19 protein-coding genes and 14 tRNA genes are annotated in these 16,726 nt (G+C 49.6%); 30 read left to right on the top strand and 3 right to left on the bottom strand.

Annotated features, from left to right (window positions below; all coding sequences use genetic code 11):
- Positions 1-2: 2 nt before the first annotated feature.
- The 20 genes from VK70_RS18760 (at position 3) to VK70_RS18665 (ending at position 5,374) form a co-directional block, all read left to right on the top strand.
- A tRNA-Ser gene (locus VK70_RS18760) sits at positions 3-94 on the top strand.
- 12 nt (positions 95-106) lie between these two features.
- Positions 107-181 (top strand) — tRNA-Glu (locus VK70_RS18755).
- A 7-nt stretch (positions 182-188) separates the two neighbouring features.
- Positions 189-264 (top strand) — tRNA-Val (locus VK70_RS18750).
- Positions 265-287: 23 nt separating this feature from the next.
- A tRNA-Met gene (locus VK70_RS18745) sits at positions 288-364 on the top strand.
- Between the two features lie 31 nt (positions 365-395).
- Positions 396-472: transfer RNA gene (locus tag VK70_RS18740), tRNA-Asp, on the top strand.
- 20 nt (positions 473-492) lie between these two features.
- A tRNA-Phe gene (locus tag VK70_RS18735) sits at positions 493-568 on the top strand.
- 20 nt (positions 569-588) lie between these two features.
- Positions 589-664, top strand: a tRNA-Thr gene (locus tag VK70_RS18730).
- 7 nt (positions 665-671) lie between these two features.
- Positions 672-757, top strand: a tRNA-Tyr gene (locus VK70_RS18725).
- A gap of 4 nt (positions 758-761) precedes the next feature.
- Positions 762-835 (top strand) — tRNA-Trp (locus VK70_RS18720).
- 26 nt (positions 836-861) lie between these two features.
- A tRNA-His gene (locus VK70_RS18715) sits at positions 862-937 on the top strand.
- A gap of 21 nt (positions 938-958) precedes the next feature.
- Positions 959-1,033 (top strand) — tRNA-Gln (locus VK70_RS18710).
- Positions 1,034-1,037: 4 nt separating this feature from the next.
- A tRNA-Gly gene (locus tag VK70_RS18705) sits at positions 1,038-1,112 on the top strand.
- A gap of 9 nt (positions 1,113-1,121) precedes the next feature.
- Positions 1,122-1,195 (top strand) — tRNA-Cys (locus VK70_RS18700).
- 37 nt (positions 1,196-1,232) lie between these two features.
- Positions 1,233-1,312, top strand: a tRNA-Leu gene (locus VK70_RS18695).
- 186 nt (positions 1,313-1,498) lie between these two features.
- Positions 1,499-2,593: a low temperature requirement protein A gene (locus VK70_RS18690; RefSeq protein WP_025697389.1), complete on the top strand. Its 1,095-nt coding sequence runs from the start codon at positions 1,499-1,501 to the stop codon at positions 2,591-2,593.
- 25 nt (positions 2,594-2,618) lie between these two features.
- A complete protein-coding gene (locus VK70_RS18685) occupies positions 2,619-3,194 on the top strand; it encodes an NADPH-dependent FMN reductase (RefSeq protein WP_036641556.1) in 576 nt (191 codons plus the stop codon).
- Between the two features lie 13 nt (positions 3,195-3,207).
- Positions 3,208-3,453 carry a (4Fe-4S)-binding protein gene (locus VK70_RS18680; protein ID WP_025697385.1) on the top strand — a complete coding sequence of 82 codons (246 nt, stop codon included), beginning with the start codon at positions 3,208-3,210 and terminating at the stop codon, positions 3,451-3,453.
- A gap of 2 nt (positions 3,454-3,455) precedes the next feature.
- Entirely contained in the window at positions 3,456-3,737 is a 282-nt protein-coding gene (locus VK70_RS18675; RefSeq protein ID WP_025697384.1) for a GNAT family N-acetyltransferase, read from the top strand.
- Between the two features lie 72 nt (positions 3,738-3,809).
- Complete coding sequence (locus VK70_RS18670) at positions 3,810-4,541, top strand: LysM peptidoglycan-binding domain-containing protein (RefSeq protein ID WP_233277706.1); 732 nt, start codon at positions 3,810-3,812, stop codon at positions 4,539-4,541.
- A gap of 86 nt (positions 4,542-4,627) precedes the next feature.
- Positions 4,628-5,374, top strand: a complete 747-nt coding sequence (locus VK70_RS18665) for an IclR family transcriptional regulator (RefSeq protein ID WP_081754937.1) — start codon at positions 4,628-4,630, stop codon at positions 5,372-5,374.
- A 7-nt stretch (positions 5,375-5,381) separates the two neighbouring features.
- Here VK70_RS18665 and VK70_RS18660 read toward each other — a convergent pair whose 3' ends face one another.
- The 3 genes from VK70_RS18660 to VK70_RS18650 are packed head-to-tail and all read right to left on the bottom strand — an operon-like array spanning position 5,382 to position 8,166.
- Positions 5,382-5,846 (bottom strand): heme-binding protein, encoded by a 465-nt coding sequence (locus VK70_RS18660; RefSeq protein ID WP_025697379.1) that lies wholly within the window; start codon positions 5,844-5,846, stop codon positions 5,382-5,384.
- A 13-nt stretch (positions 5,847-5,859) separates the two neighbouring features.
- Positions 5,860-7,038: an MFS transporter gene (locus VK70_RS18655; RefSeq protein WP_025697377.1), complete on the bottom strand. Its 1,179-nt coding sequence runs from the start codon at positions 7,036-7,038 to the stop codon at positions 5,860-5,862.
- On the bottom strand, positions 7,039-8,166 hold the full coding sequence (locus VK70_RS18650) for a glycerol dehydrogenase (RefSeq protein WP_036641551.1): 1,128 nt from the start codon (positions 8,164-8,166) through the stop codon (positions 7,039-7,041). It lies immediately after the preceding gene.
- A gap of 517 nt (positions 8,167-8,683) precedes the next feature.
- Between VK70_RS18650 and VK70_RS18640 the strand changes: the two genes are divergently transcribed.
- From VK70_RS18640 to VK70_RS18595, 10 genes are all read left to right on the top strand, one after another.
- Positions 8,684-9,154, top strand: coding sequence for a NifB/NifX family molybdenum-iron cluster-binding protein (locus VK70_RS18640; RefSeq protein ID WP_025697370.1), 471 nt, complete (start codon positions 8,684-8,686; stop codon positions 9,152-9,154).
- A 72-nt stretch (positions 9,155-9,226) separates the two neighbouring features.
- Positions 9,227-10,114, top strand: coding sequence for a nitrogenase iron protein (gene nifH / locus VK70_RS18635; protein WP_046723620.1), 888 nt, complete (start codon positions 9,227-9,229; stop codon positions 10,112-10,114).
- 232 nt (positions 10,115-10,346) lie between these two features.
- Positions 10,347-10,649 carry a LiaF transmembrane domain-containing protein gene (locus tag VK70_RS18630; protein ID WP_025690037.1) on the top strand — a complete coding sequence of 101 codons (303 nt, stop codon included), beginning with the start codon at positions 10,347-10,349 and terminating at the stop codon, positions 10,647-10,649.
- 50 nt (positions 10,650-10,699) lie between these two features.
- Entirely contained in the window at positions 10,700-11,374 is a 675-nt protein-coding gene (locus tag VK70_RS18625; RefSeq protein ID WP_025694995.1) for a PspA/IM30 family protein, read from the top strand.
- A gap of 4 nt (positions 11,375-11,378) precedes the next feature.
- Positions 11,379-11,870: a PspC domain-containing protein gene (locus VK70_RS18620; RefSeq protein WP_046723619.1), complete on the top strand. Its 492-nt coding sequence runs from the start codon at positions 11,379-11,381 to the stop codon at positions 11,868-11,870.
- Positions 11,871-11,873: 3 nt separating this feature from the next.
- Positions 11,874-12,575, top strand: a complete 702-nt coding sequence (locus VK70_RS18615; RefSeq protein WP_025699781.1) for a PspA/IM30 family protein — start codon at positions 11,874-11,876, stop codon at positions 12,573-12,575.
- 176 nt (positions 12,576-12,751) lie between these two features.
- On the top strand, positions 12,752-13,399 hold the full coding sequence (liaF, locus tag VK70_RS18610; RefSeq protein WP_025699779.1) for a cell wall-active antibiotics response protein LiaF: 648 nt from the start codon (positions 12,752-12,754) through the stop codon (positions 13,397-13,399).
- Positions 13,400-13,423: 24 nt separating this feature from the next.
- Entirely contained in the window at positions 13,424-14,470 is a 1,047-nt protein-coding gene (locus VK70_RS18605) for a sensor histidine kinase (protein WP_046723618.1), read from the top strand.
- A 283-nt stretch (positions 14,471-14,753) separates the two neighbouring features.
- Positions 14,754-15,407, top strand: coding sequence for a response regulator (locus VK70_RS18600; RefSeq protein WP_025695593.1), 654 nt, complete (start codon positions 14,754-14,756; stop codon positions 15,405-15,407).
- Positions 15,408-15,704: 297 nt separating this feature from the next.
- On the top strand, positions 15,705-16,547 hold the full coding sequence (locus VK70_RS18595; RefSeq protein WP_025695594.1) for a YwmB family TATA-box binding protein: 843 nt from the start codon (positions 15,705-15,707) through the stop codon (positions 16,545-16,547).
- Positions 16,548-16,726: the final 179 nt, after the last annotated feature.

The following is a 16,726-nucleotide window of genomic DNA, read 5'->3' as shown; positions in this document are numbered from 1 at the left end:
ATGGAGAGGTGTCCGAGTTGGCCGAAGGAGCACGATTGGAAATCGTGTAGGCGTCAAAAGCGTCTCGAGGGTTCGAATCCCTCTCTCTCCGCCATCATTTAAATGTGGCCCGTTGGTCAAGGGGTTAAGACACCTCCCTTTCACGGAGGTAACAGGGGTTCGAATCCCCTACGGGTCACCAACTATATGGAGGCTTAGCTCAGCTGGGAGAGCATCTGCCTTACAAGCAGAGGGTCGGGGGTTCGATCCCCTCAGCCTCCACCATAAATCAATACTCTTATTACTGACGCGGGGTGGAGCAGCTCGGTAGCTCGTCGGGCTCATAACCCGAAGGTCGCAGGTTCAAATCCTGCCCCCGCAACCAAATCTTCTTAAAAGAATAAGAAGTGCCTCGTGGAACCGTGGTGTAGAGGCCTAACATGCCTGCCTGTCACGCAGGAGATCGCGGGTTCGAATCCCGTCGGTTCCGCCATTTTGATGATTTCAATGTTTGGCTCGGTAGCTCAGTCGGTAGAGCAGAGGACTGAAAATCCTCGTGTCGGCGGTTCGATTCCGTCCCGAGCCACCATGAGTATAACAACTGAATACGCCGGTGTAGCTCAATTGGTAGAGCAACTGACTTGTAATCAGTAGGTTGGGGGTTCAAGTCCTCTCGCCGGCACCATTTTCTTGGAGGATTAGCGAAGTGGCCAAACGCAGCAGACTGTAAATCTGTTCTCTTACGAGTTCGGTGGTTCGAATCCATCATCCTCCACCAGTTTAGGGGCATAGTTTAAAGGTAGAACAGCGGTCTCCAAAACCGTTAGTGTGGGTTCAATTCCTGCTGCCCCTGCCAATGTAATTTAGCATTTATATTATATGGCGGTCGTGGCGAAGGGGTTAACGCACCGGATTGTGGCTCCGGCATTCGTGGGTTCAAGTCCCATCGATCGCCCCATATTTTCAAATTGGAGTGCATTGGGGATTAGCCAAGCGGTAAGGCAACGGACTTTGACTCCGTCACGCATAGGTTCGAATCCTATATCCCCAGCCATTTTGCGGACGTGGCTCAGCGGTAGAGCATCGCCTTGCCAAGGCGAGGGTCGCGGGTTCGATTCCCGTCGTCCGCTCCATCTTAATACGGCGCCATAGCCAAGTGGTAAGGCACAGCTCTGCAAAAGCTCTATCCCCAGTTCGAATCTGGGTGGCGCCTCCATTGCTTTTAATAAGCATATGTTTCTAATTTATTCTGCGCCGGTGTGGCGGAACTGGCAGACGCGCGCGACTCAAAATCGTGAGGGAAACCGTGGAGGTTCGAGTCCTCTCACCGGCATCACTAAAACAGACTTATAAAATTGCTTTTATGCAGTTTTATAAGTCTGTTTTTCTATACTCTCAAGCAGCTGCTCATGACGCGGAAGTGAAAGAGGGTTAGTACAGCTAGAATTTGCAGATGCAAATACAGATGATTTAAATTATTATATAATAGTCATATACGAAATAAGAAAGGAGTTGTAGCTTGGGAGAAAAGAAAGTTACATGGCTAGAGCTCTTTTATGATCTGATATTTGTGGCCGCTTTTTCGAAATCAACGCATGTTTTGCTTCATGTTGAAGCGGGGTATATTCATTTAGAGTATTTATTAAAATTTATCTTAATTTTTATCCCGATTTGGTGGGCCTGGGTTGGACAAACGATGTTTATTAATCGCTTTGGAGAGGACTTTTGGCATCAGCGGATGTTTTTGATTTTACAAATGTTATTTGTACTTATCATGACATCCAGCCTGTCGGTAGATTTTGATCAATACTATATCCCCTTCCTTACTGGTTATGTTGGACTTAGAGTCATGACAGCGGTCCAATATCTCGTTGTTTTGAGGTCAGAAGAAAAAGGAAGTCGAAGAAACACAGCACACTATTTAGGGACGCGCTTTTGGTTTGGAATCCTTATTTCCGTATCTTCCCTCTTTTTTGATTCATGGATTCGATATGCTGCGCTGTACGCAGGTATTATTGTTGAAATGATTGTACCTCTTGCGGGACGCAAGCATTTGATGAAATCGCCGACCCATACGGGGCACTTGTTGGAACGCTTTGGTTTATTGACTCTAATTCTTTTTGGCGAGTCAGTCGTCAGTACACTTTCAGTGCTGCAGCCGCAAAAGGGGGACTGGGATTCGATCTCGTTTTCGATCCTAGCATTTACGCTGATTGTCTCTATCTGGTGGCAGTATTACGATAATGTGGAGAAGAAAGTGGACAAGTCGGTCCAAACCGCCGGCCAAACTGTTATTTACGGGCATCTGTTTATTTTAATGTCCTTGAGCATGATTGCCTCGTCTATACAGTTATTGTACTTGCAGGAGGTCCATTATTCATTTATCCTGTACTATTTATTTGGTTCAGTGTTTATTTATTTCATTGCTACTTCCCTTGTCTTCCATAAATACAGGTATGAGCACCAACGGTTAAGGATCAATCATCTCGGGCTGTTCACAGCGATTTTAGCCGCTTTTCTAGCGATCAATCTAATTCTAGTCGTTCCAAACATCATAATCCTGGCCCAATTAACTCTGTTTTTTACCGTCTATGCTAAATTAACAACGACCTAGACTAAACCAAGAAGAGGAGAGCAAGATGAGCGAAAACAAACTTACTATCACAGCTATATGTGGAAGTCTTCGTGAAGGTTCTTTCAATCGGAGAGTGCTAAAGGCTATGGAAGGGCTTGCACCAAAGCATTGGGAAATTCATCACGCCGATATATCTGCGATTCCACTGTACAATGCGGATATCGAAAGTCAAGGCGATCCTCACTCGGTTGCCCAATTTAAAGAAAGCATTCGAAGAGCGGACGGAGTGTTGATCGTGACTCCCGAGTATAACATGGGAATTCCGGGCGTTTTGAAAAACGCTTTGGATTGGGCCTCGCGTCCGGTTAAAAGCTCCGTGCTGATTCAAAAACCTTTTGCGATTGCAGGAGCGACACCGGGGAGCGGGGGAACAGCACAGTCACAAGCACAGGTTAGGCAGACGCTGCTAGCTATGAATGCCTATACGATGCCGGGGCCGAAAGTTCTCATTGGCAGCGTTCACGAAAAGCTGAATGAAACTACCGGGGAGTTGGACGATGAAGCAACGCTTCGCCATTTGGAAAAATTTCTGATAGCTTTCGAACAATGGATCTTAATCTTTAAACAATCTCAAAAGTGAAAGGTGTGCAGGAATGATGAGTCAACAGAAATTGTACTACGGTAAAGATATTGAGGTAATGTTTAATTCGGAGATATGCACGCATTCCGGTATTTGCGTAAAGGGGTTTCCTGCCGTTTTTGATTTAAGCAAACGCCCGTGGGTTAATCCTGATGCCGCCCCTGCAGAGGAAATCGCCCGGCATATTGATAAATGTCCAAGCGGAGCACTGACGTATAAACGTCTGGACACCGAAAATTCACTAAAGAAAGAGGAATAAATATGTATATTGTAGATCATGAAACAGCTAATAAAAGATTTCTTATTCGAGATAACGGCGCAATTGCTGCCGAAATGACGTATGTCCCCTCAAGTCCGGAACTTTATATTGTTGATCATACTTTGGTGGACAATGCTTACCGGGGACAGGGGCTTGGTGACAAGCTTTTCATAGCAATGGTGGAATACGCGCGGGAAAACGGTATTAAGATTATACCCTTATGTCCGTTTGCCAAGGGAAGATTTGAGCATTACTCCGAATACGTGGATGTTCTCAATAAATAAAAGTCAGTGCCCAACAACCCCTCCCTCACATATAGATATTAGGCAAATAACTATGTCGGGGAGGAAACAACCATGTTCTACTCAGCGCCGTGGGCGGCAGATCCGCGGTATCAATCATCGTTTTATCCAGCGGAGGGTGTCTATCCAGGAGTTTACCCCTACAGTTTTCACTATGGGCAGATAAATGGCATTCCTTATGCGCAACCGTTAGTCCCATTTTTAAGGAGTGAAGCTGTTCCAGTGCAAAGCTCTGCGTGTATTAGTAAGGCAGAAGTTGAATTAAACCAAGTCTGGCGGATGCTCTGGGAGCAGCATATAGCATGGACGAGAATGCTTATCATAAGCATTGCGGCGGGTTTGCCGGATGAGGCGCTGGTGACTGAACGTCTTCTCCGCAATCCTTCGGAGATGGGTGCCGTGATGAGACGTTACTATGGTGACGAGGTTGCCGCACGATTCAGCGCTTTAATGAAAGAACATCTTGTGTTGGCGGCACAACTTGTTAAAGCGGCCAAGGCCGGCGATAAGAAGGCAGCCTCGGAAGCGGAGAAAAAATGGTATGCCAATGCGGATGAAATCGCTGCTTTCTTAAGCAGTATCAACCCAAACTGGCCAAAGCGGGTCTTGATGAAGATGCTGCATGAACATATACGGCTGACCAAAGATGAAGCAGTTTTCCGGCTATCCGGAAATTATAAATCGGATATCGAAATATTCGATCAGATTGAGAAGCAGGCGCTGGGAATGGCGGATGCCTTTACGGCTGGAATAGTAAAACAGTTTCCAAATTTGTTCGTCAAATAAAATGAATGATTAGCGTTTCCCAGTCTATCGATAGTTGATCTTTAATTGCGTTTGATTTATTATTGCTTCACATATAAAGAGGTGGAATGATGAAGCAATATGAATCGGCCACACTAAAAAAAGGGCTGTCGATTTTGGAGGCGTTGCAGCAATCGGAGCCGATGAAGCTGACAGACATCATGCGGCTGCTTGGCCTAAATAAATCGACTACATTTCGGCTGCTGTACACACTTGAGATTACAGGATATGTAAAGAAGGAAGAGCATTTATACAGCCTTACTGAAAAAGTGGGCGGAGGGACCGCTGCTTCTGCCAATCCCAGACTGGACTGGATCGCTGTCCCTCCGCTGCATCAACTCAGCCAAGAAGTTGGGGAGACCCTATATATCGGCATCCTGAACGGCATCAATGTGGTAACAACCCAAGTAGTTGAAGGCACCCATTCCATGCGTATCCATTCCAAGGTTGGCGATTATGCGTATGTTCATCTTAGTGCTTTTGGCAAAGTCATCCTGGCTCATTTGGATGAAGGCAAACGGGAAACCGTTCTGAACAACATAACGCTGCAAAAAAATACGAAAAATACATTTGCCGATTTGCATTTATTACGGGAGCATCTCAAGGTGATTCGGCAGCAAGGTTATGCCATTGATGATGAAGAGACGGAAATCGGGCTTCGTTGTATTGCCGCTCCTATTTTTCACAAGGGTGAGGCCATCGCTGCGGTTGCTTTATCCGGTCCCTCTGCGCGTCTGACGAAAAAGAAGGACCGGGCTCTAAGCAAAAAGCTGCTGGCATGCAGCGCACAAATTTCAAGCCTGCTGGACAAGTAAGCATCCATTAAGATTTGCGTGCTGCCAGAAATCTTTTCAAACCTTCTACTGCGTAATCATGGTCTAGCGGGCCGGTTAATCCGGCAACCGTAACGGAACCGATGCTGCCTGAATGTTTCATCCGCAGAGGCAGCGAACCTCCGACAGCCTGATATTCGGCAGGCGGCAGGAGCGAGCTTTCCGCGTGAGTGGTTCCGTTTTGCTCGAAGCGTGCGGCAATATAGGCGGAACTTTTGTTGTAATGATCTACTACCCGTTTTTTTCGATACAGCCAATGGACATTTTCTTCAGAGGTGCCATCCATCAGATGGGTGAACAGAGGAACCCGGTTCCGTTCAATATGGACGGCGACCGCGGTTCCTTGTTCTTTTGCGTAGTTAATAATCATCAGCCCCAATTCCAGGGCATCCTCGTTAGTGAATTGCGGCAATACCAGTTCATTTTCCAGTTGTTCCAATGCTTGAAGGTTCATTGTGATTTCGCTCCTAAAAGAGATTTTGTTGTTTATCCAATCGATAATTGATTATGGCTAGAAGCATGGCTGCAATCACCATGACTGCTCCAATCCAAGCCGTATCCAGATAATCCAGGTAGTCAACAGCATAGCCTCCGAGTGTAGAGCCGGCGGCAATGCCAATATTAAAGGCTGAAATATTCAGAGCTGATCCTAAGTCTTTGGCGGAGGGCGCCAGCTTTTCTGAGAGTGACAAGATATAAGCCTGCACACCCGGAGACATCATGAAGGAAAAGAAACCCATGATAATAAGTCCTGCGATCGTCAGAACCTTGTTTGGTAATAGCAGGATTTGCAGCAACAAGGCAACGCTCTGAAATAGAAATACGAGTCTTAAATTTTTGACAGGGTGAGTATTAGCGATTTTTCCGCCTGCCAGATTACCCGCAGCCACTGCAATCCCGTATACCAACAACAGAAGTGTGACCGAGCTTGCGGAGAATCCGCTGATGTCTTCCAAAATAGGCGTAAGGTATGTGAACAAGGAAAAAGTTCCGCCAAAACCTAATGCAGTCATCAATAAAGCCAGCAAGATTCGGCTATTCGATATTATTTTTACAATATCTCTAAGGCGGAGGGCGCTCGATTGATCTTTAATTTTGTCAATAGCCAAGAAATTGCCGACAAGAGCGATCAGCCCAAGTGCAGCCACAACACCAAAGGTTGCTCGCCAGCCGTAATGTTGGCCAATATATGTTCCTAGCGGGACTCCCGCAATGGTTGCTACGGTCAGCCCTGTAAACATGATGGATACCGCAGTCCCTTTTTTATTCTCTGGAACCAGGTCCACAGCAACAGTTGCCGCCACCGCAAAAAACACTCCGTGGGCAATAGCCGTTAGAACCCGTGACAGCATAAGCAGATGATAGGAATAAGAGAACGCGCTTAGCAAATTACCCAGGGTAAATACAGCCATCAGAATGATTAAAAATCTTCTTTTGGGCACTTTCCCTGAAAGGATCGCGATAAGCGGAGTTCCCACGGCAATGGCGACAGCATAACCGGATATGAGTGTCCCTGCACGCGTGATGCTAATCTGGAGATCACTCGCTACAGTTTGAAGCAACCCGACCAACACAAACTCGGTCGTCCCTATGGCGAAGGCGCTAAGGGCAAGAGAAAATAAGGCAATATAGATTTTCGTAGACATTTAAATGTATTGATGACCTCTCTTCCTGTAATGATTCCCCAATAAATCGGCAGAACGGATGGCATGGTACAGCATGTCTTCCGTTACATCAAGCGGCTCGCGCAAAATAAGGGGGGATTGCAGCACCGCTTTTGCAGCCGTTCGTATTTTCTCCTCTGTCGGCTCCGCAACTCCGATTTCCCGCAATGTTACTGGCAGCCCGACGCTTAGACTGAACCGGATCACCTGCTCAAGCTCGTTTGTATCGCGATTTTCCAACACAAGCTGGCACAATACGCCAAAGGCAACACGCTCTCCGTGAAGATAAGGCTTGCATTCCTCCAAAGCGGTAAAGCCGTCATGAAAAGCATGCGCGCCTGCTGCTCCGTTGCTCTCGGCTCCAATGCCGCTGAGCAGAGTGTTGACCTCAATAATATTTTCCATAGATGGAGAGCAAATGCCCGCTTCCGCATCCGGCTTCGCTTTTAACCCGTCTTGTAATAGAACGCTGTAGCATTCCTTCGCGATGGCATAGGAGGCGAGAGTTCGTTTGAATTCCCCTTTGATGTTATTCTGCGAGTCGGACTCCTTGCACGCCCGAGCCTCGAAGAAGGTCGCTAACGCATCGCCCATACCGGCCACCAGCAGCCTAACAGGAGCGCTCGAGATGATTTCGGTATCGACTATAACCAGATCGGGCCCTTTGTCGTAAAACATTTCGTTAATATGCTCTCCCGCAGGGGAGTAAATGACCGATAAAGCGCTGGTAGGCGCATCGGTTGCCGCAGATGTAGGTATAATCACTAAGGGTAAATTCAGGGTATTAGCCACCAGCTTGGTCATATCAAGCGTTCTTCCTCCGCCGATGCCGATAATCGCATCATAATTTCCACTGCGGGCTGTATGGATATACTTATCCGAATTTTCAATGGAAACCTGACCCTCAAAAGGTTCACAAATAATGCTGGCGGTGCCGTACGCACTGTACAGTCTGGAAGATAAGGCTTCGAATAAAAAAGAATCAATGTAAGCCAGGAGCTTCGTGCCGAATGAATTCGTGTAATTCTCAAGCTTGCTTATTTCTCCGTAGCCTTGAATATACTTGGCCGGAGCCAGAAATCCGCGTGTGCTTGTTCTAATTTGTCCCATGTTGTTCATTCCCTTCTTTAATAATTGGCTGCGGCTTTGATTGGAAATGCGCAGCTGATGAATCTGATTTCTATGGTATCCAGGCAACCGATATATATCAAAATCTGCTGAAAAGTTTCAAAAATAGAAACGAGGAAGAGCCGCAATCCGTTTTTTTCGTCGCCGTCAAATAGCAGTGGATAAGGCAGGTTTGTGAACAATTAATGCCCGTTAGGAACGGTGTAGAGGCATGGCAATCCCTTTGCAAATATATCAATCGTTGGAAATAATTTATGGAAGCGCTACCTTCGGGTGAAAAAAGTGGAAAATCGCAGTTTTATGTTATGTAACCTAACGCCAATCTTGAACGATTTGTCAACGATGAATGTATGCGCTTAACATTCATTGACGGGATTTGAACTGAAAGGATAATATATCTCTAAAGAACAACAACATCTACATGGAAAGTTAAGAAATGTAACATTTGTCACTCGTATCTCTGTTATTCGCAAATCTCATTTGAAGGAGAGGCGGTCGAGTGGAATTAATCGGTGACGACGGAGCAAGCCGGAATCAGACGGAGGTAGCCAATGCGGACGCCGAGCGAAAGAATGAATCGGCCGATCATCTCACCACCGAGACCCCGGGAATTAGAATAGCTGTTGCGACACGGGGCGGCGGCAAAGTTAATGTCCACTTTGGACATGCGAGTGAATTTTGGGTTTACGATGTTGCGGGTCAGACAACCACGTTTTTGGAAGTCCGTCACGTTGACGCCTATTGCACCGGGAGAGCAGAGAGCGGCGAACCGGTCGACAAGAAGAAGATTTTTGACGATACGGCCGCTTTGTTCGCGGACTGTCAGGCGATTCTCTGTTCCGGAATTGGCGATTCTCCGCGCAGTAAGCTTTTGCAGAGAGGGATAGCAGCAATTTCCGGCAAAGGAGACATTGAAGAACTGCTGCTGGAAAGCGCCGAGTTCTATGCCAGTTTGGGTTTATCAAGATGATGTCCGTCAGAATTTTGCATTCATTTGCATTAATAATAATCTAAATAAATTTAATATGGAGGATGATTATTCATGAGTAAGAAACCAAGACAAATCGCATTCTACGGTAAAGGCGGTATCGGTAAATCCACGACTTCCCAGAACACTTTGGCTCAGCTGGCAACGACTTTCGGTCAAAAAATCATGATCGTAGGCTGTGACCCTAAAGCCGACTCCACCCGTCTGATCCTGAATACGAAAGCTCAACAAACGGTACTTCACATGGCCGCTGAATTGGGTTCGGTCGAAGACCTCGAACTCGAAGACGTACTAGCAACTGGCTTTGGCGACATCCTCTGCGTAGAGTCCGGCGGTCCGGAACCAGGCGTAGGCTGCGCAGGCCGCGGTATCATCACTTCCATCAACTTCCTGGAAGAGCAAGGCGCTTATGACGGTATGGACTTCATCTCCTACGACGTACTCGGTGACGTTGTATGCGGCGGTTTCGCAATGCCAATCCGTGAGAACAAAGCCCAAGAGATCTACATCGTGTGTTCCGGTGAAATGATGGCTATGTACGCAGCCAACAACATCGCACGCGGTATCCTGAAATATGCACAAAGCGGCAGTGTTCGTCTGGGCGGCCTGATCTGTAACAGCCGTAACACGGACCGTGAAGATGAGCTGATCATGGAACTTGCGCGTCGTCTGAACACGCAAATGATCCACTTCGTACCTCGCGACAACGTCGTACAACATGCCGAGCTGAGAAGAATGACGGTTACTCAGTACAACCCTGAGCACAACCAAGCCAACGAGTACAAGCAACTCGCTGACAAAATCCTGCACAACGAAATGCTGAACATTCCGACTCCGATCGAAATGGACGAACTGGAACAACTGCTGATCGATTTCGGTGTGGTAGAGGACGAAGAAACAGCTCTGAAGAAACTGGGAGAAAAAGAAGCAACCGGCGCTTAATCGGAAAGAATATCTGCGATTGTCCATCGATTAATGGAACAGGCTTGTAAAACGGCTGGATCAGCGGTTTTACAAGCCTGTTTGTGTTATTTACCGTTCTTTCGGACGGCAGTCTTACAGCTGCCCCGCCTAAGGTCCAGTTTCAAAAACCGTCCCCGGTCCGTTTTGGGCGGACTGGATTCAGCCTACAATAAGAGCATAAGGTGAAGGACAACGAAAGGCGGTGAAAAAAATGCAAAGAAACAGAGGAAACGGTCTTGCGGTTGTATTGATTATCATCGGCGCCATTATGCTGCTGGGTATTGCGCTTCCGCTGATACACGGGATTTTCAGGCTGCTGTTCCCGGTATTGCTGGTTGTTCTTGGTTACTACGGAATTAAGAGCGGACGCAAGGTAATCGGCTGGATCGTAATGTTTATCGGGGTCATGTCCCTGATCGCCAAGCTGTCGTGGCTGATCGGACCGCTGCTGGGTATTGCGCTGGTCGTATGGGGAATATCCGTACTTAAAGGCAAGAGAGGAACATATTACTAAAGCTTTAGAGAATTCAAATTAAAATAACGGCAAGGAGGGAGCGGCACACTATGAGCGTTTTTCGTCGCATGCGGGATATTACCGTAGCCAATCTAAATGAAAAGCTTGAACAAAGTCAGGACCCTGTGAAGCTGATTGATCAATTTCTGTACACGACCCGTGAGGAAATAAACGAAGCCGAAAGATTGTATCAGCAGTACGCGAATCATACGAAGCAGCTTCAGCATCAGGTTGACCAGGCGACTTCCATGAGGAATAGACGGGAGGAGCAGGCGCTGCTGGCGCTGAAAGCGGGCGAAGACAATCTGGCAAAGCTGGCTCTGCAGGAGAAAATCATTCACGAGGAAAAGCTGGAGCAGTACGGCGGTCTTCTGGAGCAGAGCCGGCAATCTCTGCTGGAACTCGAGCAGCAGCTCGGTGAATTGAAGATGGAGTACCAGTCGGTCTACAGCAAGCGCCAGTATTATGCGGCCCGGATGGAGACGCTTCGGCTGCAGCAGCGGATGAACCAGCGGGCCGCCGCTTACGGCGGAGGCGACATTCCAAAAATGTTCGGACGCTTGGAAGACCGGCTTACCGACTGGGAGCTCGAAGCCAAAAGTCTTCGCGACCTGCGGCGAATGGGCCAGGAGTACGCGGTTCAGGCAGGCGAGACGGTCGCTACTGTCCTGGAGCGGGAACTGGCCAAACTGAAGGAGAAGCTGAACAAAGATGGAAAGGAGTAGCGTTATGACGAGGTTATATCGATCTACCCGCGACAAAGTGCTTACAGGACTCACCGGCGGATTGGCGGAGTCGGTCGGCATCGACTCCACGCTGCTGCGGATACTGCTGCTAATCAGCATTCCATTTACGGGCGGCGCTGTTATCCCGGTGTATTTCATCGCAGCGCTGATCATTCCTAAGGAGCCGGGGCCTTATCCGCCGTACGGCTTCGGCCCTGAAATGGCGGACGGCGGGTATGGTCCGCATTATAGAGGCGAAGACGGATATGGACGCCGGGGCTGCGGTCCGCGAGGCCCATTCGGTCCGTCCGGCTCGCGTCCTTATGGCCGCAGCGACCATTATGATCCGCGATACAGCAAAGCAGCAGGCTATTCCGCGCAAGACTCCGGTCTGGACGATATGATGAAGGATATTGAGAAAAAAGCGATGCAAAAAGAAATCGAAGAGCTGAAACGCAAGCTTGCCAAATACGAGGACAAGAAGGGAGAAGTGTAAAACATGGGAGTTTTTAAAAGAATTAAAGATATGACCAAAGCATCCGTTAACGATCTGCTGGATAAGGTGGAAGACCCGGTTGTCATGCTGAACCAGTATTTGCGCGACATGGAGGGAGAGATCCACGAGGCGGAAGTTACGGTTGCCAAGCAAATGGCCAATGAACGCCGGATGAAGCAGCGCGTGGATGAAGCCGAGAAATTGTCCGGCCAGCGCGGCGCGCAAGCCGAGCTTGCCCTGAAGAACGGCCAGGAAGAAGTGGCGCGCAAGCTGCTTGAGGAGAAAATTTATTTCGACCAAAAGTACAGCGAATACAGTGAGCTGCATACTCAGGCGGATGCCCGTGCCAAGGAATTGGTTCAGCAGCTGCACGACATGAAGGATGAATTCTACAAGCTGCGTAACAAGCGCAATGAGCTCGTATCCCGGGCCCAAATGGCGAAAGCGAAGAAGCAAATGTCGCAAATCAGCAGCGTTCACAGCATCGAAAGCGGCAGCGCTTCGCTTGGATTCCACCGCATGGAAGAGAAGATCATGCAGCTTGAGGCCGAAGCCGATGTGCTGCGCGCTCCTTATCGCCCGGCGGCCGCGGCCGCGTACAGTCCGATCGACGCCGAGAAGCAGCTGAAGGTGGAGGAACAACTGAACGCGCTGAAGAGCAAGCTTAACGGCTCTGCCGCTCCTTCTGTGAGCAACGAAGAATAGGGCGGAATATACAGTTGGCAGGATAATGACTGTTCCATAAATACAGGTTGATGTGATATGCTGAAGCGAGGGTAAAGCCATACGGATGGATCACCATGCCGTCATGGCTTTTCCGGCCGTTTGGTCCTGGGCTTGAGCGGGAGTGTCCGAACTATAATACATTAGGAGGTGCGAGGATGGAGAAGCGAAACCGTTTGATAGCCATAGGACTGATTGCTGTCGGATGCTTAATGATTTTTGGCAGGTGGATCGGTTTTTTTTCCATTGTCGCCCTTGTATTTCTGCTGCTGGGCATTTACCGGACAACGTCGGGGAAAATCAAACAGGGCTATACGCTGCTGGGAATCGGCGCGGTGCTGCTGCTGCTGGATCATCTGGTGCTGGTGCTGGGAATCTGCCTGATCTCGCTTGGCATCTTTTTTGTCAAATCCAAAGGGCTGCAGCAGGGGAGAAACCATCTTCAGAAGCAGAATTTCTCCTCAAGCTTTAACTGGGACCGGTCGCCCTGGGTGATGCATAGCCTCAGCGCCTGGCATGTGCTGGGAGAAACGGATCTGGACCTGTCGCTCGCGATGGCGGAGGATAAGGAAACGATTATGCTGTTTCATGGGATTTTTGGCGATATGGACCTGCATCTGGCGGATGGCTACGGCGTGGAGATCGAAGCCTTCGTACTGTTCGGCTCCATTGAATTCGGCAGCCAGCGCGATGCGGGCATGCTGAACCGGTTGAACTGGAAATCGCCGGGCTATGAGAGCAGCGAACACCGGGTGAAAGTCAGCGTTTCCTATCTGATGGGAGATTTGGATGTAAGAATGCCATAGCGGATAAGGAGGGGAGAACTCCGGATGGATCATAAAAAGAATGGCAACATCATATCGCGCAGTATGGGCGAGGGAGCCTTGTTCTCCTTCGTCCTGCTGCTGGTTGTCCTGTATATGATGTATACATATGGATTTATGCGCCCTTTTGAAAGTTGGAGCTATGGGCTGCAGACGGCTTCGGTCGTGCTTCTGCCGGTCGGTCTTGGCGTGGGCTTCGGGTTCTATCAGAGCTTCCGCGTTAAGCGCAGGCTTGAACGAATGCGGGAAACGCTGCTTCTGTGGGAAAAAGGCAATCTGACGCTCTCCATGCCGACGCTCGGCGAGGACGAATTGGGCAGGCTCGCGGAACAGCTCAACGTGATCGGCGGCAAGTGGGAGAATCAGGTGACGACGCTTCAGCGGCTGTCGACGAATAACGCCCAGCTTGCCGAACAGGCGAGGCTGACGGCAATTGTGGAGGAGCGGCAGCGTCTGGCCAGGGAACTGCATGATGCGGTCTCCCAGCAGCTGTTCGCTATTTCGATGACGGCGACAGCGGTCGGCCGGACGCTTGAAAAGGACTTCGACAAGGCCCAGCGCCAGATCGCCCTGATTGAGGAGATGGCTGCCGTGGCCCAGTCGGAGATGAGAGCGCTGCTGCTGCATTTGCGTCCAGTTTATCTGGATGGAAAAGGTCTGGAACAGGGCATTCGGGAGCTGATCAAAGAGCTCAAGGTGAAGGTGCCGATAGAGATCCTGTTCGAGATGGATTCCGGCATACAACTGGTGAAGGGCGTTGAGAACCACCTGTTCCGCATTGTTCAGGAGGCCATTTCCAACACGCTGAGGCATGCCAAGGCGGAGAAACTGGAAATTCGCATCCACCGGCGTGGCGACACGGTTCGGATGACCATTCGCGATGACGGCATCGGCTTTGAAATGGATGATTCCAAGCAGACGTCATACGGCCTTTCCAATATGCAGGAGCGTATTACGGAAACGGGAGGGTCGATCCAGTTCATCACGGCGCCGGGCAAAGGTACCCGTATCGAGATTACGGTGCCGCTGCTCAGCGAGGACAAGGGGATCTAGCTCAAGCATGCTTTTTCATAACAGCAGGAATTCTTTCGTCTAATTTTCAGCTAATAGATCCTTTCGTAACAGAGAATCAGGATCAGCCTGCCTGTGATGTATAAGGTGAATGAACGGTCAGATTACGGGCCGCATCCAGTTTAGGAGAATTAGAGGGGAGAACTCTGGTTACAGGCACAGCACTCCAATTAGAGGCTTGCCAGGCTGCCTTTTCGGAGCTGAATTCTGCTTGAAGCAACCCGGAAGATATCTGTGCTCACAAACTTTTGGGAGGGGATTGGCCATGGAGAATGGCGAACCGATTAAAGTGCTGCTGGTGGACGACCACGAAATGGTCAGAATCGGACTGGCTGCAGTGCTTGGGACTGAGGAAGGAATTGAAGTAGTTGGGGAGGCCGGAAGCGGCGAGGAAGGCGTTCGCTTGGCGCAGGAGTACAAGCCGGATGTTGTGCTCATGGACCTGGTGATGGAAGGAATGGACGGCATTGAGACAACAAGGCAGGTAATGAGGCTGTACCCCGATTGCAAGGTGATTGTGCTGACAAGCTATTTGGATGATGAAAAAATGTACCCGGTCATCGAGGCCGGCGCTTTCAGCTACCTGCTCAAAACCTCGCGCGCCAGTGAAGTGGCGGATGCAATCCGGGCGGCGGCCCGGGGACAATCGGTCCTGGTCTCGGAGGTCGCCTCCAAAATGATGAACCGGTTCCGCAGCGATGCCCGGATTGAGGCTCCAGCTCATTCGGAGCTGACGGACCGGGAGATGGAAGTGCTGAAGCTGCTGGCGCAGGGCAAATCCAATCAGGATATTGCCGACCAGCTCATTATCGGCATCAAGACGGTGAAGTTTCACGTCACGAACATTCTCGCCAAGCTGGGTGTGGAAGACCGCACGCAGGCGGCCATTTATGCTTATAAGAATGGACTGGCCGAGTAATATCGCCGGACAGGCGGCCGTTGGCCTGGCGCGAGCCAGCCATTAACCGGACGGTTGAAGCAATGCGGACCGGCGTTTTCATCACGTGTATCAATACTGCTGCGATATCCGCAGTACCGGGCAAGCTTACGTAACACGCGTTAATGCCAGCCAGAACGATTATATTTCTACAAGAAACGTACTTGTGTCCTTCAGGGACGCTGTCAGGCGTTTCTTTTTGCATTCCCGTATAAAATCTCTCAAAACGGTTATCCTGTCTAGTAGATTGCTAGAACGGAACCGAGAGGGAGAGAGACGATGGAAAACCGGGGAAAGAGCTCAAACAAGGGAACGCTGCTGATGGTTGGTCTGTGCTGTGCGGTACTGCTGCTGGCGGGCTTTCGGAACGGAGTAGAGGCCAGTCCCGCAGCTGGGGTCTATTCCAAAGCTCAGCAGCCAAATGCTGCACTGGAAACGGAGGACCGAGCTGGATTGGCGGGTACACCGTCCGCAGCGGTCCTGCTGCTAACAGATCTCGGCCGTAGTGTGACAGAACCGGACTCACCGATACGGCTTGTCTTTAAATGGCAGGGCAGCTATACAGGGGATGCGGGCAAAGCATTCTCTGCCGCAAACTCCCTCTCGAAGTCGCTCGGGCTGCCAGCCGTTGTCGGGTCGGAAGAAGAAGGCCATGCCGCTTACCGTTCCTCCTCCAAGTCTGGAGAAATGAAGACCTCATTATTCTGGAGTGAAATGGGGGAGGGAGAGAGCTACGTCATCGTGACGGTGGAAACGGCCGATCTGTCCCGTACTGCGGGACTGGCCGGGTCTATTCAACAGGCCGGGATGATGGTGACATCCGCAGGCGTTGCCGCCGACTGGAATGTCTCCCTGCAGGGAGCTGCCAAGGAGCACGGGGATGCCAGTCGGGCGCTGAAGCTGACGGAGCATATGCTTGCAGGCAAGCTGCAGGGAATGAGCGCTGCCGAAACTTATGAGGACGAGACAACCGCCAGCACCTCCTATACGGTGCCATCCATACTGCATACCGTGCAGAGCGGAGCGCATCGCTTAGCCCTACAGGCAGCGATTCACAAAGACGTAGCCAAAGGCAGGAGCCGGGTGACTCTCGGGTTCCCGCTGATTACGATTGAATTTTGATTTTTTCGGCTTATATAAGCTCAATTATAGAGAATGATAAGAAACAGTAATCAAACTTTCCCGAAATCCGAGGGAAGCTGTCAGGAATGTAATGGCATCCTTTTTCGGAATATGATAAAATGGCATCACGTCGTTATAATCTTTTTCTAAAAATAGACGTGAGAATGGATTTTAATAAA

Origin of the sequence: Paenibacillus durus ATCC 35681 (genome assembly GCF_000993825.1) — a bacterium.
Classification (GTDB): Bacteria; Bacillota; Bacilli; order Paenibacillales; family Paenibacillaceae; genus Paenibacillus_AQ; species Paenibacillus_AQ durus_B.
Note: the sequence above shows the minus strand (reverse complement) of the source record. Positions and strands in the feature narration are given on the sequence as shown.

Coding starts and splice junctions, on each gene's coding strand:
- VK70_RS18675 (WP_025697384.1), top strand. CDS start 3,456: ATGTATATTGTAGATCATGAAACAGCTAATAAAAGATTTCTTATTCGA.
- VK70_RS18615 (WP_025699781.1), top strand. CDS start 11,874: ATGGGAGTTTTTAAAAGAATTAAAGATATGACCAAAGCATCCGTTAAC.
- VK70_RS18650 (WP_036641551.1), bottom strand. CDS start 8,166: ATGGGACAAATTAGAACAAGCACACGCGGATTTCTGGCTCCGGCCAAG.
- nifH (WP_046723620.1), top strand. CDS start 9,227: ATGAGTAAGAAACCAAGACAAATCGCATTCTACGGTAAAGGCGGTATC.
- VK70_RS18600 (WP_025695593.1), top strand. CDS start 14,754: ATGGAGAATGGCGAACCGATTAAAGTGCTGCTGGTGGACGACCACGAA.
- VK70_RS18665 (WP_081754937.1), top strand. CDS start 4,628: ATGATGAAGCAATATGAATCGGCCACACTAAAAAAAGGGCTGTCGATT.
- VK70_RS18670 (WP_233277706.1), top strand. CDS start 3,810: ATGTTCTACTCAGCGCCGTGGGCGGCAGATCCGCGGTATCAATCATCG.
- VK70_RS18595 (WP_025695594.1), top strand. CDS start 15,705: ATGGAAAACCGGGGAAAGAGCTCAAACAAGGGAACGCTGCTGATGGTT.
- VK70_RS18620 (WP_046723619.1), top strand. CDS start 11,379: ATGACGAGGTTATATCGATCTACCCGCGACAAAGTGCTTACAGGACTC.
- VK70_RS18660 (WP_025697379.1), bottom strand. CDS start 5,846: ATGAACCTTCAAGCATTGGAACAACTGGAAAATGAACTGGTATTGCCG.
- liaF (WP_025699779.1), top strand. CDS start 12,752: ATGGAGAAGCGAAACCGTTTGATAGCCATAGGACTGATTGCTGTCGGA.
- VK70_RS18625 (WP_025694995.1), top strand. CDS start 10,700: ATGAGCGTTTTTCGTCGCATGCGGGATATTACCGTAGCCAATCTAAAT.
- VK70_RS18630 (WP_025690037.1), top strand. CDS start 10,347: ATGCAAAGAAACAGAGGAAACGGTCTTGCGGTTGTATTGATTATCATC.
- VK70_RS18655 (WP_025697377.1), bottom strand. CDS start 7,038: ATGTCTACGAAAATCTATATTGCCTTATTTTCTCTTGCCCTTAGCGCC.
- VK70_RS18680 (WP_025697385.1), top strand. CDS start 3,208: ATGATGAGTCAACAGAAATTGTACTACGGTAAAGATATTGAGGTAATG.
- VK70_RS18685 (WP_036641556.1), top strand. CDS start 2,619: ATGAGCGAAAACAAACTTACTATCACAGCTATATGTGGAAGTCTTCGT.
- VK70_RS18605 (WP_046723618.1), top strand. CDS start 13,424: ATGGATCATAAAAAGAATGGCAACATCATATCGCGCAGTATGGGCGAG.